Origin of the sequence: Robertmurraya sp. FSL W8-0741 (assembly GCF_038004005.1) — a bacterium.
Lineage (GTDB): Bacteria > Bacillota > Bacilli > Bacillales > Cytobacillaceae > Robertmurraya > Robertmurraya siralis.
The window spans coordinates 3,892,651-3,916,005 of sequence record NZ_JBBOQG010000001.1 but is presented as its reverse complement, the minus strand read 5'-3'; the positions used below and the strand labels follow the sequence as shown (position 1 = coordinate 3,916,005).

Genomic DNA, 23,355 nt, shown 5'->3' with positions numbered 1-23,355 from the left:
TTTCATGGCAAAGCTACATAAAACCATTTTCCTTTAGTAAATCAATGGAAACCCGCTTTATTTCTTTTGATTGAAAAAATGAAAATAAATATTTTCCAATCATATCGAATTCAATATTGACCTGATCACCGATTTTTTTAAGCCCAACTACACTTTCCTTAACTGTATGAGGGATAAGAGAAACTGTTAATCGATTATGCTCATTCCCAAATATCGTTAATGATGTACCGTCAAGAGCAATTGAACCTTTATATAAGGCGAGATGGTTGAATTGATTTGGGAAAGTAAGCTCAATGTAAATGGCGTTTTCCTTTTGTTCTCTTTTCGAAATTTGTCCAACGGTATCTACATGTCCAGTCACAAAATGTCCTCCGAATCGTCCGTTTGCTGCAAGTGCACGTTCTAGATTCACTAAAGAGCCTCTTTGCAACATAGATAAAGAGGTGCTTTTAAATGTTTCAGGCATGACATCAACAAAAAAGGAAGTCTGGCTAAAATTTGTGACGGTTAAACAGACGCCATTTACGGAAATACTATCCCCGATGTTTAAGCCTTCAAGCACCCTTTTTCCTTGAATGGCAAGAATGAGAGTATTTCCTTTAGATTGAATGCTTTCAATCCTTCCCAATTCTTCTATGATTCCGGTAAACATAAGACAGGTTCCTCCTTTGTAAGAGGTTTTGCTGTGATTTTGATATCTGATCCAAGCTGATCGACGGCAATGAACTGAAGCTGCATTCCATTCTCTACTAGCTCGGCACCAACACCACTAATAAAAGGAATCGCATTTCTGCCGCCAATGATTTTCGGAGCGATATAAGCTACAACTTGCTGAAAAGCATTTTCTGACAAAAAGGAGGCATGAACTTCTGAGCCGCCTTCTACTAAAACGGACATGATGTTTAATTCACCTAATGTAGTCAAAACTTCTTTAATGGAAACTTGAGCATTATTTTGTGTAAAAATAGTGATTCCTTGATCTTCGAGCTCTTTTTTTCGCTCGATATTAATTTGCTTTCCTGTAAAAATGAATGTCCTTGCTGAACGATCTTGTATAACCTGTGCTGACATGGGTATTTTTAGTTCAGAGTCTAAAACAATTCGAATGGGATTTTTTCCACCTTGGGGTCGTCTGGTGGTTAAAAGAGGGTTATCTTGTAGGATCGTGTTGATTCCTACTAAAATTCCATCATGCTCATGGCGAAGCTGATGGACATCTTGACGTGATTCAGGAGAGGTTATCCATTTGCTATCTCCTGTTTTAGTTGCTGTTTTTCCATCAAATGAAATGCCTGCTTTAATCGTTACGAATGGAGTGTTCGTTTGGATAAAGTGAAAAAATTTCTCGTTAAGTTGTAGCGCTTTTTCCTCGCATAAACCGACTTCTACCTCAATTCCAGCCTGAATAAGCTTCTCAATTCCTTTGCCTGAAACAAGAGGATTTGGGTCTAGCGTTGCAATAAATACTTTTTTAATCCCTGTTTGAATGATCAGATCAGCACACGGTGCGGTTTTCCCATAGTGGCTACAAGGCTCAAGAGTAACATACATGACTGCTCCTTTTGCATCGTTGCCTGCAGAATGTATTGCATGAACCTCTGCATGAGGAGTACCAGCTTTTAGGTGTACACCGGTGCCTACTAATCTTCCATCCTTCACCAACACGGCACCGACACTAGGATTGGGACTTGTTTGACCCAAAGTAGCACGAGCTAAAGAAAGTGCTATGTTCATATATTCACAATCATTCATTTTAAAGTAAAGTTGCCCCTTTCTATAAAAAATTCTCCATTGAAACGAAAATATCCCTTACTAAATGATAGTAAGGGAGAAAAATAGCAGCACAAATAAACGTCAAAACCAGCTTTTTTTGAGCATTTAACATATTCCTTCTCCCATCCAGACTATTACTGTCGGCTTTGGAATTTCACCAAATCCACCGTTTCCATATATGTGAAAACGGGTCACGGACTAAGAGGTACCCCTCATCACCGCCGGTTGGGAATTGCACCCGACCCCGAAGGAAATCCTATTCAATTAAAGAAAGCATAGCAGAATAAAAACCAGACAACAAGTATTAACAATCGAGCGTCATTAATTTACTATTTTTTATTATTGAATGTTGTCCTTAGAAAAAACATAGCTTACCTTGCGATAGCCCATTTTCTCTTCATAAAAACGATGAGCATCCAATCGTTGTAAGCCGGAAGAAAGTGAAACAACATCATAACCATTGTCTTTTGCCCAATAATGTACATAATTGAGGAGAGTTTCACCGTATCCTTTTGAGCGATGATTGGAATCGGTGACTAAATCACATACCCAGATGAATTTTCCGTTATAGAGAGTAATCATCGGCATGAACCCCGTGACAGCTACAATTGTTTCATCTTCAAGAATCGCAAACATGCGATAGTTTTCCTTATCTTTTGCCTCACCAATAAGTTGAAGATAGGTCTCTAAATCTAAATGAGTTCTAAGCTGATTCATGACAGGAAAGGCATCCACCCAATCCTGCTCGGTACACAATTCTTTTACTGTAGTGGTGTTTGGCTGGTTCAATTTCATCACCTCCATGAGCCTAAACTTATTAAACCATAAATAGATCGTGGTTATACAATATAATTTTGCAAAAATGATGGAGAATCCCTCATTTATTTGTCCAAGCGAACGTGATATGATAGGTAATAGAATTTGTGTTCGTATTTTGAGGAGTTGTAATCAACATGGAAAAAGCAGGGGAAAATATACAACCTCAGCCTTTTTTGAAGTGGGCTGGCGGGAAGCGACAATTACTTCCTGAGATTAGAAAATATATCCCAACTGATATCGATACTTACTATGAACCGTTTATTGGGGCGGGAGCAGTTCTGTTGGATTTACAGCCGAGGAAGGCTGTTCTTAATGATATTAATATCGAGCTTGTGAACGTCTATGAAGTTGTGATGAATCATGTAGATGAGTTAATAAAAGAATTAAACAAGCATGACAATGGCAATAACAGCGGCTACTTTTATGAAATACGTAATCTGGATAGGAATAGGGAAGACTATAACAAGCTTTCTCCTGTGGAAAAAGCAGCGAGAATGATCTATCTAAATAAAACATGCTTTAACGGATTATATCGAGTAAATAGTAAAGGTCAGTTTAACGTCCCTTTTGGAAAATATAAAAACCCGAAAATCGTCAACGAACCGGTGCTTCGCGCTGTTCATCATTACTTAAGTATGAGTGAAATCACGATTTTAAATACTGATTTTGAGAAGGTAGTTGAGGCTGCAAAAGAGGGCGATTTTGTTTATTTTGATCCTCCGTACGATCCAGTATCTGATACGTCTTCTTTTACTAGCTATAGTTTAGATGGCTTTAGAAGAGAAGATCAAATAAGATTGCGAGATCTTTGTGTCCAGTTAAATAAAAAAGGGTGCAGGTTTTTATTAAGTAATTCTGCGACTGACTTTATTAAAGAGATCTATCAGGAGTTCCACATCGAAATTGTATCAGCATCGAGAAGCATCAACTCTGTCGCATCGAAGCGGGGCAAAATTGATGAAGTGTTGGTGATGAATTATGAGCCAAACGAAAACAGATAGAGCTTGGGAGATCTTATTTGATCGGCACCACATTCTCCAAAAAATTCAGCAAGATGGCTTTTTTGAAATTCAAGCGAAAGAAATCAAAGAGGTTCGAGAGCCAAGACTGATGGCTAAGTTTGACCACTTTAGCCATTTGCCAAAGTTATTTAAAGAACATGGTTTGTCGATTTTGCCTCTCTCTCGCTCAAGCTATATTATTGGAGAATTCAATGTTTATGAGAAGGTGAAGTATAATCCAAGACTTAAGCCGATTCAAGTTGATTTACCAAGTATGATTACGACAATTGATCCTGCAAATCTCTATTCAGAAAGCTCGGCTCTCCATTGTGCTCATGTGACTGGAATGATGGAAAGGATTCTTGGGGAGTCATCCTACCAAACGATTTCAGGAAGAATGTCGTCTAAAGAATTTAATTTTAATATTCAAACGAAACAGGGAATGGAGCGTTTTATTGAGATAAAAAACTCGCAAATTGAAATTGATGGCGGCTATGAAAGCGAACATCAATTCATGATTGTGGAAGCGAAAAATGAGACGGTTGATGATTTTTTGGTAAGGCAGCTCTATTATCCCTACCGTTTATGGAAAGAGAAGACGAATAAAAAAGTAATTCCTGTGTTCTTTACCTTCTCTAATGATATCTTTAGTTTTTTTATTTATGAATTTACTGACCCGAATCGCTATAACTCATTAAAGCTAATCGAGCAAAAGGATTTTATTATTGCTCATGAAGGGATCGTACACGACGATATCATGGGAGTATTTCGTTCTGCTCAAAACGTTCCAGAGCCTGAGATTCCATTTCCTCAGGCAGACTCATTTATGAGAGTCGTGGACTTGCTAGGGTTATTGGTGGAGAATGATCTAAGCAAGGAGCAAATCACTTTAAATTATGCTTTTGATGAAAGGCAAACGAGCTATTATACAAGAGCTGGTATGTATCTTGGTTTAATCGAAACGTACAGGGATGGGAATAAGCAGGTAATGTTTCGTTTAACCCGAGCCGGTAGAGAGATAATGGGGCTGAAGACAAAAGAAAAATTCTTGAGATTGACCCGATCTATTCTTATCCATGAGCCTTTTAGGCAAGTATTAGCCGAGTATTTTGAAAAGGGAACCCTACCTGAAAAGGCCCGAGTCGTAGAGATAATGAAAAAGTCTCAGTTATACAATGTTCATAAAGAAAGTACATATTTCAGAAGAGCATCGACCGTTATGGGCTGGGTGAACTGGATTTTACAATTGCCAGAAACCTATTAAAATGTATGCTTTTTGTAAGTGGTCATGGATGTAAATAGAGACATAATATTACTAAAATAATCCATCTTTATGCGATAATAAAGATGGATTATTTTTTTCATAGTTGAATGAATCTTTTATGAAATCTGTCAGTTTGGTAGACTTATATGTTTAAATCGCCGGTAGAAACTTTTTTTGTTTGTATTTTGGAAAGAATACTTTTTCCGCAATGTGAATCAACCTTCATTACTCACTGTTGTTACTTAATTAATGCATGAAAGGAATGAACTCTATTTGAATGTTCTAATCTCCAAGTTTAAGGAAGTTTTATATGCGGTTCTTCCGATCACAGTAATTGTGTTGATCCTGAACTTTACATTAACCCCTCTTGATAATGCACTATTAATTATTCGATTTACAATTGGTGTGATGTTGATTATTATCGGTTTATCAATCTTTTTATTTGGCGTCGATATTGGGATAACTCCAATTGGTCAGCTAATGGGGAAATCATTAACAAAGACAAACAAAGTATGGATTGTCATGATTGTCGGTTTGCTGCTCGGTTTTTTTATTTCAATTGCCGAGCCAGACTTACATATTTTAGCTGGGCAGGTCGATTTTGTTACTGCAGGCCTTATTACAAAAATGAGCATCGTCATTATTGTCTCTATAGGAATAGGTGTTCTTATTGCTACAGGGCTTGTCAGAATTGTTTATAATTTCCCCTTATATAAACTACTAACGATTTTATACATAATCATTCTTATTTTGTCATTTTTTACAACTCCCGAATTTTTAGCGATCTCCTTTGATGCTTCCGGCGCAACAACTGGTGCGCTTACCGTACCATTTATTTTAGCTCTTGCCCTAGGGGTATCTGTTATGAAAAAGGATAGCAAAGCGTCTGAACAAGATAGTTTTGGCCTTGTAGCTATTGCATCAACAGGGGCAATCATTTCCGTTATGATTATGAATATTATATCGAAGTCGGATAAAATTACAGGCAGTTTGGAAGAACATGGTGAGCAATCCTTTTCAATACTAGGGCCATTTTCACATGAATTTCCGATCATAGCACAAGAGATTATTATTGCTTTGCTTCCGATTCTGATTATTTTTCTTTTATTCCAGAAATTTTCTTTTAAAATGTCGAGAAAAGAGGTAAGGAAAATTGTCACCGGATTAGTATTCACTTTTATTGGTCTTGTTTTCTTTTTAGTTGGTGTGAATGCTGGTTTTATGGATGTAGGGAGAGCGATTGGGCAGTCTATTGCCTCTTTGGATAGTAAAGCATATCTTATTATTGTCGCATTTGTATTAGGATTCGTTACAATCTTGGCCGAGCCAGCAGTCCATGTATTAACGCATCAAATAGAAGATGTAACAAGTGGATATGTAAGGAGAAAAGTGGTACTGTTTTCACTTTGTATTGGCGTAGGAGCTGCTGTAGCTTTATCAATGTTAAGGATCCTTATTCCTGAGCTTCAGCTTTGGCATTATCTTCTCCCAGGATATATTTTAGCGATCGGAATGACCTATTTTGTTCCAAAGTTATTTGTAGGAATTGCTTTTGATTCTGGCGGAGTGGCATCAGGACCAATGACCGCAACTTTCATATTGGCATTTGTCCAAGGTGCAGCAGAGGCGATGGAAGGAGCCAATGTTCTTGTCGATGGATTTGGGATGATAGCTATGGTTGCGTTAACGCCTTTAATTACTTTACAAATTGTTGGAGTTATTTTTAAATTAAAATCAGTGAAGAGAGGTGTGGTGAAAAATGTCCAGTAATTCTGAAATGAACATCTTTGAACAGGTTTGTATCATTGTCGACTTTGGCAAGGGAAGCAAGATTTTGCAAACAGCAAAGAAGCATGGGATTTCAGGAGGAACTGTTTTATTGGGCAAAGGGACAATCAAGAACCGCCTCTTGGAAATGTTAGCAATAAACGATATAAGAAAAGAGATTGTGATTCTGGTAGCTGATAAAATAACAGTAAATCAAGCTATTGAACAACTGGTCCATAAATTCAAATTGACAAAGACGAATCAAGGCATTGCATTTACAACCTCTGTTGGTCGCGTTATTGGTGCAAGAAGCTGCAAGAGTGCTCAATTAAATGAAGGTAGAGGTGCAGAAGAAAGTATGTATCATGCTATTACCGTTATAGTGGAAAAAGGAAATGCAGGAGATGTTATTGACGCCGCAACCGAAGCAGGTTCTAAAGGAGGCACCATTATTAATGCTAGAGGTTCTGGTATTCATGAAACGAGTAAATTATTTTCAATGGATATTGAACCTGAAAAAGAGATGGTATTAATTTTGTCAAAAAAGGAAAGTACAGATGCAATCGTTTCTTCCATTCAAAATAAACTTAAAATTGATGAACCAGGAAATGGTGTTATCTTTATTCAGGATGTAAATAAAACTTATGGATTATATGAATAATGATATAAAGGCGACTACTCGATTAGATGTGGTCGCCTTTTAATAGTGATTGGTTATCTTAAATTTTTTTGCTATTTGCTAAAAAGTCGCGATCAATTGCCTCAGGTAGTTTTTCAAGCCAGCCGTGCTTCACCATAATGTTATAGCAGATAGTTCCAGCCTGCATGGCGTGGTTAAAAACTTTTTTATAATTTAAGATAATATCTGTTCTAAGGCTAGCGCCTAATGAAGCACCGTAGTAGGAGAGTGCGGTATTTACGAGAAATGCGGCATGGAACATCATTAATTTATCAGAAAATGGGCTTTCAGTGGAGCTAGTAATTTCAGCATCCCATTTTTCAGGAATTGGGAGATGATCCTGCTCTAATATCGTATTAAAGCTCTCAGTGTCTTTGTTTGCCAGCTTTACATTTTTTAACATAAAATCGCGAACGTCCTCTGTTTTTGCCACTTGACTGAAGGCCAGACTTAAAGTTCGCACAAATCCGGTTTTTTTTGAATTAAAGAAAAGATTACTTATTTCCGTAATATTGAGCGGTCTTTTATCGCCAATTAAATTTGATAAAAAACCGGTGGAACTGGTAAATTCAGTTCCGTTAGGAGAAGGGACAATCGGAACTGGGGAATATTTTGGGTATGTTTCAGCTAATTTTATGATCTTTTGAAAGAGATCTTTAGATGACTCTAGACATTCGAAATAATAATTTTGAATATCCGTTCGTTGCGAATTGGTTATAGCTAAACTGTAAGCAGTTAAGCCGTGAATAGTCATAATATATGAATAAAATAAGAGAAATTGATCTGAGAATAAGCGTGGAGCTTTTAAATTGACATCATTTTCAGTAAATCCAATGGGAATTTGGAAGTCGGCATTTTTTAAAAATTCTTCAATATTTATTATATGTTTTTCAGCCAAACGCAAAGACCATTTTATTATCGATTTAATCTCATTATCTTCAACAATTCTCAAAAAGTATTTATACATACAAATCGCCATACTATCTCCCACATACTGCAACCAAAGTGCTGATATTTCCGCAGTGGTTAATTGTTGCTTTTTTTTAGAAGCTCCCAAAATACTTACCTCCAATTGATGTTTAATTTAATCAGTATGAAGTTATTTTATGGGAATAGCGATGAACTATACGGATAAATTGTGGATCATTGTTAGAGAAAAATGGAGACTGAGGAAGAGTTAGAAAACGAGAATATGTTAGGCAAGATATCATCGTTCTAACGCTAATCATTTCTTGCGCACACTTGCAATGTTAAATAAGCCACATTCAAATGATTCAAAAGGGGTGGGGAGTGTAAATTTAAATAATGCGAATACTGCGCCCCAAACGTTGCTCTGTTTTTCATGTGAATTCGGGTACTAGGGCGCAAAACCTCGGAGCTAATTAGATGGTCAACATAAGAGGAATCGATAACTTTATTCTTTTATATGTGAGTTAATGCCATCAAAGATGACTTCAAGTGAAGCAATGATCGTTGTTTCAAGTTTATCACGTTGATCATTGTGGTAAAAGTGTTTATTTAGGACATGAAAGTAAATGCTGACGATTAAGTCTGCCACCAAAGCAGTGTTTAAGTCACTATTTGCCTTTTTACCTTCTTTTAAAATATTTTCATAAATATTTGCTAAGTCACGGCGATTTTTAGATTCTAACTCGTAAACCTTTTCTCCACCTTCAGAGATCCCCTTTAAGGCGGCTTTGGCACTGAAGGCAGATTCCTTAACACCACGTATATCTTCCATAAGAACAGCAATAATTTTTTCCTTTGTGTTCAGTGAAACGGGGAGTTGTTCGGCAAATTCTCGTAATACCTTTATTTGATTTTGACCAAATTTTGCAACAATATCTTCCTTTGATGAAAAATAATTGAAAATAGTTCCTTTGGATACACCAGCTAATTCACAAATTTCTTGCAGTGTTGTATTTGCTACGCCTTTTTCTTGAAAAAGTGTCATTCCTGCTTCATAGATTCTTTCTTCCATTTGTTTCTTCTTATTAGCAGCTCTACCAAGTTTCATGTTATCACCACATTTTTCTAATAAGATACATAGTTTAATGATAAGTCTTTTATAAACATCTTTCTTTAACTATATACTTTTTTGAAAATATTTCTAGTGGTACGTATTTATTAATCAAGCCTATCGAGTAGTTCTTTGGGTTTTACCTTGCTCATTTCTCCACATTTCAATATGGGTGAAAATGGAGAAGAGGAGAAAAAAATTCATGATCCATACATTCAAAAAAGGTCGCATACCTCCGAACTCGATAGAATGATAGCCTTTAAAAACCAACACAATATATGCTTCAAGAAATACAAGAACAAATCCACCAGCAAAGGAAAATGCGGTTTTGATCATGATTTTCGCGCTCCTCTTATCAATAATTGTACAGAGTATAAATTGTATACACAATTTATACTCTGTACATATCATATAATCAATTTGTGAAAAGATCAATACGTTTTCCATCTTTCACATATCTGTCATAATGGAGAAGTCGATATTCAAAGATAGGGAGAGGGTTAAAAAATGGCTTTTATTTTATTTCTATTGGCAGGTTTAGCAGAAATTGGTGGAGGTTATTTAATATGGTTATGGCTGCGAGAAGGCAAATCTTTTTATTTGGGCATTTTAGGTGGACTGGCACTTGCTTTATACGGAGTAATAGCTACTTTTCAGAATTTCCCTACTTTTGGTAGGGTATATGCGGCATATGGCGGTGTTTTTATTATTCTTTCGATTCTTTGGGGATGGGGAATTGATCGGAAAACACCAGACTTATACGATTGGCTGGGAGGAGCGATTTGTATCGTAGGTGTGATGGTGATATTATTTGCCCCGAGGCAATAAAAAATAAGGATGCTGTCCTTCTATGAGGGACAGACGTTGGAGAAGGGTATCCAAGAGGTTGTCCTTTTTTGTACAACGGATTCTTAACAGCATCCTGAAAAAATGTTCAAAACTTGCCAGAGAACTATATGTTTTGAGGCATTTTGTCGGTATTTCAAGCAAAGGATGGAAAGCTTAATGTAATAGAAGTTCCAATCTGTTCCTCACTATTTACTTTAATATTGCCACCCATTCCTTCAACAATTCGAAAGACTACCATCATCCCGAGTCCAGTTCCTTTCTGCTCTTTTAAAGAAAAATATGGTTCTCCCAAGCGAGCTAAATGGGCGGGACTCATCCCTTGACCAGTATCGGTGATATGGATGAATGTTTCATTGTATTTGGTAGCGGTGACAATCGTAAGTGTCCCTCCAGTGGGCATAGCCTCGATTGAATTTTTACATATATTCAGTAAAGCCTGACGAAATTTATGAGGCTCACCTTTGATTTTATCAGTATGGAAAAAAACAATTTTCATATCAACTGAATGTTTCAATGCAAGCGGGGAAATCAGGTCTCTGCATTGCAAAATTTCCTTATCAATTTCAAGCGCGTGAAGCTTTTCTGGATGAGGATTGGCAAAAGTAAGGTAGTCATCAATGATGACCGCCGTCCGAGATGCTTCATCTAAAGCAAGTGAGGCATAGATTTTGCATTTATCTGGAACGTCCCTCTGTTCTAAAATTAATTGAAGAAAGCCAATTATTGATGTTAACGGGTTGCGAACTTCATGACTTATACTGGCAGCTAGATGGCTGACAATTTCCATTTTTTCGTTTTTGATTGTTTTTTGCTGTAATATACATGTTGTTCGCAGTAGTTCAGTAAGATAGGTGACAAAAAAGGTTGCAGCAGTGAGTACAAGGGAATAAATGAAAAATGTCTCAATGGTATGAAAACCATAGTAGAATGATGGAATTAATAATGCCAAAATGGAATATAGAAATGCGAGAAACGTAGTGAAAAATAATCTCCATTTTATTGGTTTTTCTTCGAACCGAGAAGAGAGGCAGAAGAAAATAAGACTAAAGCATATGACAAGCAAGGCTGTTAGCCAAATTCCATCCCCACCAATTGGAATGCGAGCTGTAATAAGGAGTGCTCCTAGCCAGAGTGTTACCTTTTTACCGCCATAAAGGCTTCCTAATAGGAAAGGAATAAATCTTAGGTCATAAACAAAGTTTTCTTCAATCGCAATTGCTAATAGCAGGCTTAGAATAATTAATATGGAAGAAAAAAATGCAAGAACCGACTTTTGGAAACGGGGTGAAATCCTTTTTTGTTGATTTACTACCACCATATTATAAAATAAAACTAGAACTAGAATGACGAGAAGATTTATGAGCAAGCCTTTAAGCAAAGTCATGTATCGAATCCTCCGTTAGACCTGTGTCAATGCTACTAATTCTTATTTTAAAATATTGTCACAATATTTTCAATAATCATAGAAACAAGCAAAAAACCTATCATTTTTCGACATTTCTTCTGTAAATTCTATTGACGACAAAAAAAAACAATGATATATTGTTCTATGTTATTATTTTTGAAATAAAATTAAGTAAGCTGTACGATGCGGGTGTAGTTTAATGGTAAAACCACAGCCACGAGCAAAGCATCAATGAATGAACGACGAGTTGCCTCGACGACAGTGCTACAAAGAAAAGGCGAGAAGAGTTGGAGGCATGTAAGGCCAGAGCCGGGGAAACGAAAAAAAAATAAGAGTATAAAAAAAATGCGGGTGTAGTTTAATGGTAAAACCACAGCCACGAGCAAAGCATCAATGAATGGGCGACGAGTTGCCTCGACGACAGTGCTACGAAGAAACAGCGAGAAGAGTTGGAGGCATGTAAGGCCAGAGCCGGGGAAACGAAAAAAATAAGATTATAAATAAAAATGCGGGTGTAGTTTAATGGTAAAACCACAGCCACGAGCAAAGCATCAATGAATGGGCGACGAGTTGCCTCGACGACAGTGCTACGAAGAAACAGCGAGAAGAGTTGGAGGCATGTAAGGCCAGAGCCGGGGAAACGAAAAAAATAAGATTATAAATAAAAATGCGGGTGTAGTTTAATGGTAAAACCACAGCCACGAGCAAAGCATCAATGAATGGGCGACGAGTTGCCTCGACGACAGTGCTACGAAGAAACAGCGAGAAGAGTTGGAGGCATGTAAGGCCAGAGCCGGGGAAACGAAAAAAATAAGATTATAAATAAAAATGCGGGTGTAGTTTAATGGTAAAACCACAGCCTTCCAAGCTGTTGTCGTGGGTTCGATTCCCATCACCCGCTCCAATACATATGTAACGCAGTATTTCGTTTCAATAAGAACGAAGTATTGCGTTTTTATTATGCTTTAGGAATATCAAGTGCAGATGAGCATCATTTGGCTGCTGTTCTTCTCGCAGTGAATAGTAATTTGCATATTGCGTATTTGGAACGTTCATTCTGTTATCGAAAGCTATGTAAATTAGTGTTCGTGAACATGGATTTGTCGAAAAGACGGCTCCTTTGCTTTAAAACAACTCGGATCTTTCCTGCCTAATGATTAAGCTCTATTTCTGTTGATGATTTTGTTTAAATTAAATTTGTTATTTTATTTATTAAAAAAGGTGAAACTTTTTGTCAAAGCATTCGTCTAATTAAATGAGAACATTCTCTTTGGGAGAATCAACCATCAGCTTTGCCCCTTTATTATAAAAATGGAGCCAACAGCAAGTGCTGTTGGCTCCGACCTATTTTAGGCGAAAAACCAGCTTACACTCTGCTTACTATTTCTAAACTTCCGGTCCCGCCATGGATTTGCAGAAACATTTTTTGAAGAGATTTCGCAAGCTCCTTTGCATCAGCGACTTGCATAGAAGGGCATAAATAGATGATTTGTAGCGCATCTGTTGTCTTTTCCGATACGGAAGTTCTGATTGAATCAACATATGGGCTGCCAAAGGGACCTTTCTCGTCCGCAGTCACGATCATATCTTTTAAATGATTTAATCTACCATTAAGACCTTCATATTCTTCCCCTTCTTTCCCAATACGCATTGTTACACTATCACGTACTGATTTGAGATCATAGATTCCTAAAGGAATTTTATATTGCAAGGAAAAGAAGTTATTTAAATCGATTGCACTATTAACAGACTGAAGATAATGCTTTTTTTTAATTCTGCGATAAAGTGCCTCGGCTGAATGGCGATAGCGATTCGGATCTTTTCCAGTCTTTTTAAAAATCGTACGCCACTCATTAATCTCTGATATGTCTGCAACATTTTTCTCTTCTAAATCAAAAAAAATCGCTTCCTGAAATAGCTGCAATCTTCCTTTCAACATTTGCGGAGAGGGACCTACTTCAATATTATGATAATGGATGACCGCAATTTTAATATCCGGGATAAGTGTGTATAACTGGGGGGATAGATTAATTTCCATGCATTCCACCTCCAAAAACTAATGAAAATAGTTTATCATAGTGGATATAGTTTTTCACAATAAAAAGTTACTTAATATATGGAGCATCTAACGAAGGGAGGGAGTTGAAATGAACTACGATCAATTGAAAAAAGAAATTATTGCCTATAGTAAAACGATTGGAATTGATAAAATCGGTTTTACCACTGCTTCCACCTTTGATGAGTTGAAAAATCGCTTGCTTCGACAGCAAGAATTAGGTTATCAATCTGGATTTGAAGAACCGGATATTGAAAAAAGGGTCAATCCAGCATTATTGATGAATCAGCCACGTTCGATTATTTCCATTGCATTAGCCTATCCTGCAAAAATGGGTGAACGAGTGGTAAGCAAGAAAGGGGAAAGACGTGGTCTTTTTTGTCGCGCGTCTTGGGGACTCGATTACCATGTAATTTTGCGAGAAAGATTGCAGAAGTTGGAGGACTTTATAAAGGAAAAAATGCCTGACGCAAATTGTAAAGCGATGGTTGATACTGGTGAATTAGTTGATCGTGCCGTTGCAGAAAGAGCTGGGATCGGCTGGAGTGGAAAAAATTGTTCGATTATTACACCTGAATTTGGTTCCTATGTTTATTTAGGTGAAATGATTACAAACCTTCCTTTTGCTCCTGATAAACCGATGGAGGATCGCTGTGGAGATTGTAATAAATGTATTGAGGCATGCCCCACTGGTGCGTTAGTGCGGGGAGGTCAAATTAATGCTCAACGCTGCATTGCCTTTTTGACTCAGACAAAGGAATTTATTCCAGATGAGTTTAGAGAAAAAATTGGCAATCGCTTATATGGTTGCGACTCTTGTCAAACAGCTTGTCCAGAAAATAAAGGGAAGAACTATCATTTTCATGAGGAAATGAAGGCAGATCCGGAAGTGGTAAAACCACTGTTAAAACCACTCTTATACCTTAGCAATCGGAGTTTTAAAGAGAATTTTGGAAGGCTATCCGGTTCATGGCGAGGTAAAAAGCCAATTCAACGCAATGCGATTATCGCCCTTGCCCATTTTAAAGATGAGACAGCGGTAAAGGATTTAGTCTCTGTGTTAAAAGAAGATGCGAGGCCGGTTATGAGAGGAACAGCTGCTTGGGCTCTTGGAAAAATTGGTGGCGACAAGGCCGAACAGGAATTACTTGAAGCAATGGCAAAAGAAACGGATTCAGCAGTATTATTGGAAATTGAAAAGGGATTACAATTGATACAAGGTTAACAAGATAGCCATTTGCATTGGCTATCTTGTTTTGTTTAATCAGTTGTTTTAGGTTTATAAAATTATTGTTTAATTCAATATTTTTCGAAAATTACAAAATAATAGTAGATTATGTCATTAAATATCAGAATTTTTCGATTTTTAAACGTTGATTTTGCAAGATTAGTAGTGTTACGATCTTATTGTAAGCGTTGACATTAATAGATTTGATATTTTACAGCCAGTGTTACATAAAATATTAAATTTTAGAGGAGGAATTTTATGAGTCAACTTGCAGTAGGGGTAAAAGAAAAAGTAGAGAAGTTTTTGCAAGGAAAAAAGAAGCTTTATATCAATGGTGAATTTGTTGAGAGCAAGTCGCAAAAGACTTTTGATTCCTACAATCCAGCTACGGGAGAAGTACTAGCTTGTGTCTTTGAAGCAGAAGCTGAAGATATTGATCTTGCGGTGAAAGCTGCGCGGCGCGCATTTGATGAGGGACCATGGTCTAATATGAGTGCTGCCGAACGTAGCCGACTTATGTATAAGCTTGCTGATTTAATGGAAGAGAACAGTGAAGAGCTTGCCCAATTAGAAACTTTGGATAATGGTAAGCCTATCCGTGAAACGACAAATGCAGATATTCCACTGGCTATCGAGCATATGCGTTATTATGCTGGCTGGTCGACAAAAATTGTCGGGCAGACAATCCCTGTTAACGGACCGTATTTCAATTATACACGTCACGAAGCAGTTGGTGTAGTAGGACAAATTATTCCATGGAACTTTCCGCTTCTTATGGCAATGTGGAAGCTTGGAGCGGCCCTGGCAACTGGCTGTACAGTTGTGCTTAAACCAGCTGAGCAAACTCCGCTATCAGCTCTTTACTTAGCAGAGCTAATTGATAAAGCTGGCTTTCCGGCAGGAGTTATCAATATTGTTCCAGGTTTTGGAGAAACGGCAGGACAACCGCTGGTAGATCATCCTTTAGTCGATAAAATTGCTTTCACAGGCTCAACCGAGGTTGGAAAGTTAATTATGTCGCATGCATCGAAAACATTAAAGCGTGTTACTTTGGAATTAGGTGGAAAATCTCCGAATATTATTTTGCCTGATGCCGATTTAACAAAAGCAATTCCTGGTGCACTTAATGGAGTCATGTTTAATCAAGGTCAAGTATGCTGCGCCGGCTCCAGAGTTTTTATTCAGAAGAAGGACTTCGATAATGTTGTAGCTGATATGGCCTCACATGCTGAGAAGATAAAGCAAGGTGCAGGTATTCATGCAGATACAGAAATCGGGCCGCTTGTTTCAAGTGAACAGCAAAATCGAATATTAAATTATATAGAAAAAGGGCTTAATGAAGGGGCTCAGCTTGTTACTGGTGGGAATAAACCACAGGAACAGGGCTATTTTGTTTCTCCAACGATTTTTGCCGATGTACGAGATGAGATGACTATTGCCAAGGAAGAAATCTTTGGGCCAGTTATTTCAGCTATGCCATATGACGATTTAGATGAATTAATAAATCGTGCCAACAATAGTGAATATGGATTAGCGGCTGGTGTTTGGACACGAGATGTAGCAAAAGCCCACTATATTTCTAATAAATTGCGTGCTGGAACTGTTTGGGTTAATTGCTATAACGCATTTGATGCAGCTTCCCCATTTGGTGGTTATAAGCAATCGGGGATAGGTCGTGAAATGGGATCCTACGCCCTTAACAATTACACAGAAGTGAAAAGTGTATGGGTTGCTATGCAATAAAATAAGATTAAGGAAATTTTGGAACTCATTCGTCATGAGTTCCTTTTTTAATTTCTCTTTTTATATCTGTATTCATATATATGATATGAAAGGAGTGTTCGAATTGAAAGAGCAACTGCAGGCACACCTCATGAAACGTGTAAAACAATGTGTATCAAATTCTAGGCATATTTCCTGTGAGAAAATAGAAAGAAAAAAAGAAAGCCTTTCTAAAAGAAAAGGTGAAATTGTTAAGGCTCGTGCAACAGGAAAAATTAATCACCAATCGGAAGAGCTTGAGTATTCAAAAGTATTTTATCAAGTTCATTTCCAATATGTGATTAACCATAAAGATCAAATTTATCTTGAAGAGGAAGTGGAGGAACGGGTAGCGGAGTTTTATAAGGGAATTCTAATAGAAGATCGTGAAGCCGCTGTTGCGCAGACAAATGAGGGGGAGGCGTTCACCATTGCTGAACTTACTAATAGTAATGAACGGGTGTATTTTCGATATGATCGATTAAAAGCTGTTAAATATGCAGAACGGTGGTGGAATGAGTATAATCCGCGCTTCAAATCATTTGAAGTCAATTGTACTAACTACATCTCTCAATGTTTACATGCTGGAGAAGCGCCAATGACAGGATACCCAAATCGAAGTAAGGGTTGGTGGATGCAAAGTCAAAATTGGAGCTACAGCTGGACGGTAGCTAATGCATTTCGATGGTATTTGCCAAATGCAAAATCTGGTTTAAGGGCAAAAGAGGTAAAAGATCCTATGGAATTAAAACGAGGAGACGTAATTTGTTATGATTTTCAAGGGGATGGCAGATTTGATCATACAACCATTGTGACGGCAAAGGATAAAGATGGAATGCCTCTCGTTAATGCAAACACGGCAAATAGTCGAATGAGATACTGGGCTTATGAGGATTCAACAGCATATACGCCTAATATTCAATATAAGTTTCTTCATATTATTGATGATTACAGTTGAATTTCTTCATTAGAAAAAAGATGCTATAATAGCTGGGTGGAGAGTTTATAAAGCTATTTTCGTTTAGCTGCTTTCCTGCTCTCGTTAAGAAAGAGTTGGCCAGATTTTTTCTAGGGGAAATAGAGAAATAGTATGAGGAAGTGAATTTTGGTGGCAGTGCATGTAGTTTTATACCAACCAGAGATACCAGCTAACACAGGGAATATTGCCCGGACCTGTGCAGCAACGGACACAACTTTGCATTTGATCCGTCCGTTGGGGTTTTCAACAGATGATAAAATGTTGAAGCGAGCAGGACTGGATTATTGGGAATATGTAAACATTGTTTATTATGATTCTTTAGATGAATTTTTTGAAAAAAATGCTGGTGGAGAATTTTTCTATTTAACGAAATTCGGAACGAAGCCCCATTCTGCATATGATTACAGTCAAAAGGAGCAAGATTATTATTTTCTTTTTGGAAAAGAAACAACGGGACTCCCTAAAGATTTAATTGCGGCAAATCCAGAGCGTTGCCTCCGTATCCCGATGAATGAAAATGTTCGTTCATTAAATTTATCTAATACGGCAGCTATTTTAGTGTATGAGGCGTTAAGACAGCAGGAATATTTGCACCTTAAATAGAGTGAGATATTGTTATTTGCCAAAAGCGATCAAAGTAAATACTTTGACCGCTTTTTCTAATTTAAATATTTACCGCTTTTTTTGGCAGCCATGATTTGCGTTTGCTAGCTTTGTACCACTGAAAACAGAAGATGAGGATGATGATAATATCCACAGCATCCCCTCCATAGTACATAAGCATAGCTCCATTCTCTGCTTCGGACGCTAGGACAGAGGAAGGTGGATGAACATAAATATGTTTTGCCAGAATCCCATGACTGGCAGAAGCGAGAATGAAGATAACCGCTCGATAGAGATAACTTTTTCTGTGAGGGGTCGGATCAATATAAATTATCGAGGCCGTAAACAAATACCCAGCGATAAAAATATGGATATGAATAAATATATACAAAACTAAATTTTGATGCATCAATGAAAAGAGCTCCGTGCTATAGAGTAACCATAATCCACCCATGTTGAGAAGTGATGCGATTATGGGATTCGTCAAGAGTTGAATAGGCAGTCTTTTTAAAATTTTAGTTATTTGCCGTCCTTGATTTACAGGGATGCAGCGCAGCAAAAGTGTCATCGGTGCTGAAAGGACGATTAGAAGTGGAGCAATCATCCCAAGAAGCAGGTGTCCCATCATATGTGCAACAAAATCGGTGTGAATCCGTTCTGCTAAAGGACCTAAAACGACGGCCATTATACAGATGACACCTATTTTCCAAGTAATTATGCGGTAAAGCGGCCAATGCTTATAATGCTTGTTGGAGCGAAAGACAGCGAAAATATAGGCGAGCAATAATAGTATAAACGGTGCAGCAAGAAGCAAGTCAAAGTTGAATTTTTGCAAGATGTGTTCATTGTGCATGATCGGTCGCTCCTCTGCTTGATTTCTCTGTTTTTATAATGAGAAGAAGTCCAGACAAAATCATGATGATGGCAATAAAATTCCAAATGAGGTCATAAATGATGACATTTTCCACATAGCGAATTTGATGGATTTTCATTATTTTATGCTGAATTAATCCATCATACAGTTGGAATGCCCCACCCCCGAGTAATACTGCTCCTATCCAACCTTTCAATCTTAATTCGTTTCGTCGTCGTAAGTCGGCAAGCAGGAACAATCCTCCAATGGTCGAAAACCAACTAAATGCGTGGAAAAGTCCATCAGATATCAAGCCAATGCTTAATGTACTTTTATCATAAAAATGGTGCCAATGTAAGATTTGGTGAAAAACAGCTTCATCAAGAAAAGCAACCAAACCAAGTCCGAAAAAGATACCTGACCATAAATTGCGAGCCAAAAATTTCTCCTCCAAAGATTTATTTAATACAAATATAGACAACATCAAAGTTATTTACACATTAATGATGATTTCCGCAGTGTTGAAGCAATGAATTTCTTGTCGTTCTGCTTACTTAGCTGGAAAGTGATTGATTCTTCTGAAATCGTAAAATTTGTATCTGCTGACTATATTTGATTGAATGATATTAAGTTAAGTTGAAAGAGAGGGAATTGAAATGAACAAGGTAATTGAGACGATCTTAAATCATCGTTCAATCCGTAAATTTGAGGATAAGCCGTTGTCAAAAGAACAAATTGAAGCTATTGTGGCTAGTGCTCAGGCTGCTTCGACATCAAGCTTTATTCAAGCTTATTCGATTATTGGTGTGACGGATAAGGAGAAGAAAAAGAAATTAGCAGAGCTTGCCGGACAGCAGCCCTATGTGGAAAAGAACGGTCATTTCTTTGTGTTCTGTGCTGATTTATATCGTCATACGCTCATTGGCGAATTGGAAGGGAAAGATATTGAACCTTCGATTGAAAGTACGGAGAAATTTATGGTTGCTCTCATTGATGCTGCTTTGGCTGCCCAAAATGCTGCTATTGCCGCTGAATCGATGGGATTGGGAATTTGCTATATTGGAGGAATTCGCAATCATCTTGATGAGGTTGTGAATTTACTAAAAACACCACAAAGAGTAATTCCTTTATTTGGATTGGCTGTAGGGTATCCGGAGAATTTATCTGCTCAAAAACCAAGACTGCCTTTCAAGCATCTGTACCACGAAAATACATATGAAGAAAATACTCAAACCCTTATAGATGAGTTGAAGGAATATAATGAAATCATAAAAAAATATTATTTAGATAGAACTGGTGGAAAAAGAAGTGACACTTGGACAGAGCAAATGGGAAAAATGCTTGAAAAACAATCACGTATGTATATGAAAGATTTTGTTGAAGGGCAAAAATTGAAATTAAGATAATAAAAGCTGCTGAGTGACTCAGCAGCTTTTATATACAGCAAAATTATTTATTCGTACCTGGCTTATCATTATAGCCAGCTGTGAAGATAGCTGATAGGAATGCAACCATAACTCCAAGAATTAGAATTAGTTTCACGTATGTATGCCCCCTTAAAAATTAGATTTTATTCATAGGTTTTGTTATATGTCGGTGCTGATTTTATCAACAATATAGTTTAACAAAGCCTATCCATAAAAAACGAATGCAAAAATAACATATAAGCTTATTATAGCCTATCCGCTTAAAAGTGTGAATGTTAAGTATGGATTTTTTTTGATAGCCGATTTTTTCTGTACTGTGAAGGACTTTCCATTGAGGGTTCATAAAACTCCTTCTTGTTTTCGCATGTTCGCTCAGTAGCTCGCATAGATTATATTAATCGTCTCTGATCAAGCTACAGGGGAGGGTCCTTATGGATATTTTAAAAAAAATTGAGATGCAAAGACATGAAGAAGAAAAGTTGAAATGGGAAGGGACTTTTGCAGAGTACCTAGAGATTATTAAAGAAAAGCCATGGGTAGCCCAATCAGCACATTCACGCGTTTACAATATGATAAAAGATGCAGGAGTAGAAAAAGTTGATGGGAAGAATCAATATCAATTTTTTAGCAATCAGCTGTTTGGCTTGGAAGAAGCATTGGAAAAACTGGTGGAGGAATATTTTCATCCGGCGGCAAAACGACTCGATGTCCGAAAAAGAATCCTTTTATTAATGGGGCCTGTTAGCGGCGGTAAATCGACGCTAGTTGCAATGTTGAAAAGAGGCTTGGAGGCATACTCGCGAACAGATCGTGGAGCTATTTATGCTATTAAAGGATGTCCTATGCACGAAGATCCGTTGCATTTAATTCCTCATCATCTCCGTCAGGATTTCTTTGATGAATATGGAATTCGAATCGAGGGAAACCTTTCTCCCCTTAATACGATGCGTTTAGACAAAGAGTATGGCGGTCGGATTGAAGATGTAATTGTGGAAAGAATTTTCTTTTCCGAGGACAAACGAGTCGGGATTGGAACATTCAGTCCTTCTGATCCAAAATCTCAGGACATTGCTGATTTAACGGGAAGCATTGACTTTTCTACCATTGCTGAATATGGTTCCGAATCGGACCCAAGAGCCTATCGCTTTGACGGGGAGCTTAACAAAGCGAATCGAGGGATGATGGAATTTCAAGAAATGCTCAAATGTGATGAGAAATTTTTATGGCACTTGCTTTCATTAACCCAGGAAGGGAATTTTAAAGCTGGGCGATTTGCATTAATTTCAGCGGATGAGCTTATCGTTGCTCATACAAATGAAACAGAGTATCGTTCGTTTATTTCGAATAAGAAAAACGAAGCATTGCATTCAAGGATTATTGTCATGCCGGTTCCGTATAACCTAAAGGTTAGTCAGGAAGAAAAAATTTATGAAAAAATGATTCGAGAAAGTGATGTTTCGAATGTGCACATTGCTCCACATACGTTAAAGGTTGCAGCAATGTTTACGATATTAACGCGCTTGAAGGAGCCGAAGAAAGGTGACATCGACCTCGTTAAGAAAATGAGGCTTTACGATGGTCAAAATGTCGAGGGTTTCAATTCTGCTGACGTAGAGGAACTTAAAAAGGAATATAATGATGAAGGCATGAGTGGGATCGATCCTCGCTATGTCATTAACCGCATTTCATCAACGATAATTCGTAAAGAAATGACATCCATTAATGCTTTGGATGTTTTACGTTCATTAAAAGAAGGACTTGATCAGCACCCATCGATAACAGATGAATTAAAAGAACGCTATTTAAACTTTATTTCTGTTGCTCGGAAAGAATTTGATGATATTGCCAAAAAAGAAGTACAAAAAGCATTTGTCTATTCGTATGAGGAATCGGCGAAAACATTAATGGATAATTACTTAGATAATGTTGAAGCGTATTGCAATAAAATAAAGCTTCGCGATCCATTAACAGGCGAAGAGATTAATCCAGATGAAAAGCTTATGCGCTCGATTGAAGAGCAAATTGGAATTTCAGAAAATGCCAAAAAAGCATTCCGTGAAGAAATCCTAATCCGAATTTCCGCATATGCCCGCAAAGGCAAGAGGTTTGATTATAACTCCCACGATCGATTGCGTGAGGCCATTCAGAAAAAACTATTTGCAGACCTGAAGGATGTTGTAAAAATTACAACCTCAACGAAAACTCCAGATGAACAGCAATTGAAAAAGGTCAATGAAGTAGTAGCGCGCTTAATTGATGAGCACGGCTACAACTCCACTTCCGCCAATGAGCTTTTACGCTATGTGGGAAGTCTACTAAATCGTTAAGTCTTGATGGAATTTTAATACTAAAGACTAATTGGCTGGTATGATGCGGTATTAAACCGAACTCATGCCGGCCTATTTCTTCTTTATAAATTAGGATCGGAATTGCAGTAATGGCTTGACAATAACGCAGTGAAGTTACGATCCATTCGACTGCAAAGAGCTTAAAGGAAGTGAGTTGAGTCCGAATAGACATACTATTCGACCGCAAAGAGCTTAAAGGAAGTAAGCTGAGTCCGAATAGACGGACTATTCGACTGCAAAGAGCTTAAAGGAAGTGAGTTGAGTCCGAATAGACATACTATTCGACTGCAAAGAGCTTAAAGGAAGTGAGTTGAGTCCGAATAGACATACTATTCGACCGCAAAGAGCTTATAGTAAGTAAGCTGAGTCCGAATAGACATACTATTCGACTGCAAAGAGCTTAAAGGAAGTAAGTTGAGTCCGAATAGACATACTATTCGACTGCAAAGAGCTTATAGTAAGTAAGCTGAGTCCGAATAGACATACTATTCGACTGCAAAGAGCTAAAAGAGTAATGATCATC

Annotated in this window: 21 protein-coding genes, 1 tRNA gene and 1 riboswitch; of the genes, 12 read left to right on the top strand and 10 right to left on the bottom strand. The window is 37.5% G+C overall.

Annotated elements, in window-relative coordinates; translation table 11 throughout:
* Positions 1 to 13: 13 nt before the first annotated feature.
* The 3 genes from ribE to NST02_RS19120 form a co-directional block, all read right to left on the bottom strand.
* Positions 14 to 652 carry a riboflavin synthase gene (gene ribE / locus NST02_RS19130; RefSeq protein WP_340949590.1) on the bottom strand — a complete coding sequence of 213 codons (639 nt, stop codon included), beginning with the start codon at positions 650 to 652 and terminating at the stop codon, positions 14 to 16.
* The gene (gene ribD / locus NST02_RS19125; RefSeq protein ID WP_340949589.1) at positions 634 to 1,752 is read right to left on the bottom strand and encodes a bifunctional diaminohydroxyphosphoribosylaminopyrimidine deaminase/5-amino-6-(5-phosphoribosylamino)uracil reductase RibD; all 1,119 of its coding nucleotides are present in this window, start codon (positions 1,750 to 1,752) and stop codon (positions 634 to 636) included. Before ribD ends, ribE begins: the two co-directional genes overlap by 19 nt.
* Positions 1,753 to 1,883: 131 nt before the next feature.
* A riboswitch (FMN riboswitch) is annotated at positions 1,884 to 2,029 on the bottom strand.
* Between the two features lie 83 nt (positions 2,030 to 2,112).
* A complete protein-coding gene (locus NST02_RS19120) occupies positions 2,113 to 2,490 on the bottom strand; it encodes a GNAT family N-acetyltransferase (RefSeq protein ID WP_340950029.1) in 378 nt (125 codons plus the stop codon).
* 236 nt (positions 2,491 to 2,726) lie between these two features.
* On the opposite strand from NST02_RS19120, the gene NST02_RS19115 reads away from it, so the two are divergent.
* The 4 genes from NST02_RS19115 to NST02_RS19100 all read left to right on the top strand — a co-directional run bounded on the left by NST02_RS19115 (position 2,727) and on the right by NST02_RS19100 (position 7,285).
* A complete protein-coding gene (locus NST02_RS19115) occupies positions 2,727 to 3,593 on the top strand; it encodes a DNA adenine methylase (RefSeq protein ID WP_212933905.1) in 867 nt (288 codons plus the stop codon).
* Positions 3,571 to 4,857 (top strand): type II restriction enzyme, encoded by a 1,287-nt coding sequence (locus NST02_RS19110; protein ID WP_095309471.1) that lies wholly within the window; start codon positions 3,571 to 3,573, stop codon positions 4,855 to 4,857. The genes NST02_RS19115 and NST02_RS19110 overlap by 23 nt, the downstream gene beginning before the upstream one ends.
* A 273-nt stretch (positions 4,858 to 5,130) precedes the next feature.
* Entirely contained in the window at positions 5,131 to 6,627 is a 1,497-nt protein-coding gene (locus tag NST02_RS19105; RefSeq protein WP_095309473.1) for a DUF1538 domain-containing protein, read from the top strand.
* Entirely contained in the window at positions 6,617 to 7,285 is a 669-nt protein-coding gene (locus NST02_RS19100; protein ID WP_212933906.1) for a P-II family nitrogen regulator, read from the top strand. The genes NST02_RS19105 and NST02_RS19100 overlap by 11 nt, the downstream gene beginning before the upstream one ends.
* A gap of 58 nt (positions 7,286 to 7,343) precedes the next feature.
* Here NST02_RS19100 and NST02_RS19095 read toward each other — a convergent pair whose 3' ends face one another.
* The 3 genes from NST02_RS19095 to NST02_RS19085 all read right to left on the bottom strand — a co-directional run bounded on the left by NST02_RS19095 (position 7,344) and on the right by NST02_RS19085 (position 9,659).
* Complete coding sequence (locus tag NST02_RS19095; protein WP_244988936.1) at positions 7,344 to 8,360, bottom strand: DUF3231 family protein; 1,017 nt, start codon at positions 8,358 to 8,360, stop codon at positions 7,344 to 7,346.
* A gap of 357 nt (positions 8,361 to 8,717) precedes the next feature.
* Positions 8,718 to 9,320, bottom strand: a complete 603-nt coding sequence (locus NST02_RS19090; RefSeq protein WP_095309477.1) for a TetR/AcrR family transcriptional regulator — start codon at positions 9,318 to 9,320, stop codon at positions 8,718 to 8,720.
* Between the two features lie 120 nt (positions 9,321 to 9,440).
* Positions 9,441 to 9,659: a hypothetical protein gene (locus NST02_RS19085; RefSeq protein WP_095309479.1), complete on the bottom strand. Its 219-nt coding sequence runs from the start codon at positions 9,657 to 9,659 to the stop codon at positions 9,441 to 9,443.
* Positions 9,660 to 9,830: 171 nt separating this feature from the next.
* Between NST02_RS19085 and NST02_RS19080 the strand changes: the two genes are divergently transcribed.
* Entirely contained in the window at positions 9,831 to 10,151 is a 321-nt protein-coding gene (locus NST02_RS19080; RefSeq protein ID WP_095309481.1) for a YnfA family protein, read from the top strand.
* A gap of 154 nt (positions 10,152 to 10,305) precedes the next feature.
* Here NST02_RS19080 and NST02_RS19075 read toward each other — a convergent pair whose 3' ends face one another.
* Entirely contained in the window at positions 10,306 to 11,556 is a 1,251-nt protein-coding gene (locus NST02_RS19075) for a sensor histidine kinase (protein ID WP_212933908.1), read from the bottom strand.
* Between the two features lie 851 nt (positions 11,557 to 12,407).
* On the opposite strand from NST02_RS19075, the gene NST02_RS19070 reads away from it, so the two are divergent.
* Positions 12,408 to 12,481, top strand: a tRNA-Gly gene (locus NST02_RS19070).
* 462 nt (positions 12,482 to 12,943) lie between these two features.
* On the opposite strand, the gene NST02_RS19065 is transcribed toward NST02_RS19070, so the two are convergent.
* A complete protein-coding gene (locus NST02_RS19065; RefSeq protein ID WP_340949586.1) occupies positions 12,944 to 13,615 on the bottom strand; it encodes a B3/B4 domain-containing protein in 672 nt (223 codons plus the stop codon).
* Positions 13,616 to 13,724: 109 nt separating this feature from the next.
* Between NST02_RS19065 and queG the strand changes: the two genes are divergently transcribed.
* From queG to trmL, 4 genes are all read left to right on the top strand, one after another.
* Complete coding sequence (gene queG, locus NST02_RS19060; protein ID WP_340949585.1) at positions 13,725 to 14,858, top strand: tRNA epoxyqueuosine(34) reductase QueG; 1,134 nt, start codon at positions 13,725 to 13,727, stop codon at positions 14,856 to 14,858.
* A gap of 261 nt (positions 14,859 to 15,119) precedes the next feature.
* On the top strand, positions 15,120 to 16,604 hold the full coding sequence (locus NST02_RS19055) for an aldehyde dehydrogenase family protein (RefSeq protein ID WP_340949584.1): 1,485 nt from the start codon (positions 15,120 to 15,122) through the stop codon (positions 16,602 to 16,604).
* 103 nt (positions 16,605 to 16,707) lie between these two features.
* Positions 16,708 to 17,580 carry an amidase domain-containing protein gene (locus tag NST02_RS19050; RefSeq protein WP_340949583.1) on the top strand — a complete coding sequence of 291 codons (873 nt, stop codon included), beginning with the start codon at positions 16,708 to 16,710 and terminating at the stop codon, positions 17,578 to 17,580.
* A 150-nt stretch (positions 17,581 to 17,730) separates the two neighbouring features.
* Entirely contained in the window at positions 17,731 to 18,204 is a 474-nt protein-coding gene (gene trmL / locus NST02_RS19045) for a tRNA (uridine(34)/cytosine(34)/5-carboxymethylaminomethyluridine(34)-2'-O)-methyltransferase TrmL (protein WP_095314767.1), read from the top strand.
* Between the two features lie 61 nt (positions 18,205 to 18,265).
* On the opposite strand, the gene NST02_RS19040 is transcribed toward trmL, so the two are convergent.
* A complete protein-coding gene (locus NST02_RS19040; protein WP_340949582.1) occupies positions 18,266 to 19,057 on the bottom strand; it encodes a cytochrome c oxidase assembly protein in 792 nt (263 codons plus the stop codon).
* Positions 19,047 to 19,541 carry a DUF2243 domain-containing protein gene (locus NST02_RS19035; protein ID WP_095314764.1) on the bottom strand — a complete coding sequence of 165 codons (495 nt, stop codon included), beginning with the start codon at positions 19,539 to 19,541 and terminating at the stop codon, positions 19,047 to 19,049. The genes NST02_RS19040 and NST02_RS19035 overlap by 11 nt, the downstream gene beginning before the upstream one ends.
* A 172-nt stretch (positions 19,542 to 19,713) precedes the next feature.
* Between NST02_RS19035 and nfsA the strand changes: the two genes are divergently transcribed.
* Both nfsA and NST02_RS19025 read left to right on the top strand, forming a co-directional pair.
* Entirely contained in the window at positions 19,714 to 20,463 is a 750-nt protein-coding gene (gene nfsA, locus NST02_RS19030; protein WP_212933913.1) for an oxygen-insensitive NADPH nitroreductase, read from the top strand.
* A gap of 452 nt (positions 20,464 to 20,915) precedes the next feature.
* A complete protein-coding gene (locus NST02_RS19025) occupies positions 20,916 to 22,811 on the top strand; it encodes a PrkA family serine protein kinase (protein WP_095314766.1) in 1,896 nt (631 codons plus the stop codon).
* The last annotated feature ends 544 nt before the right edge of the window (positions 22,812 to 23,355 follow it).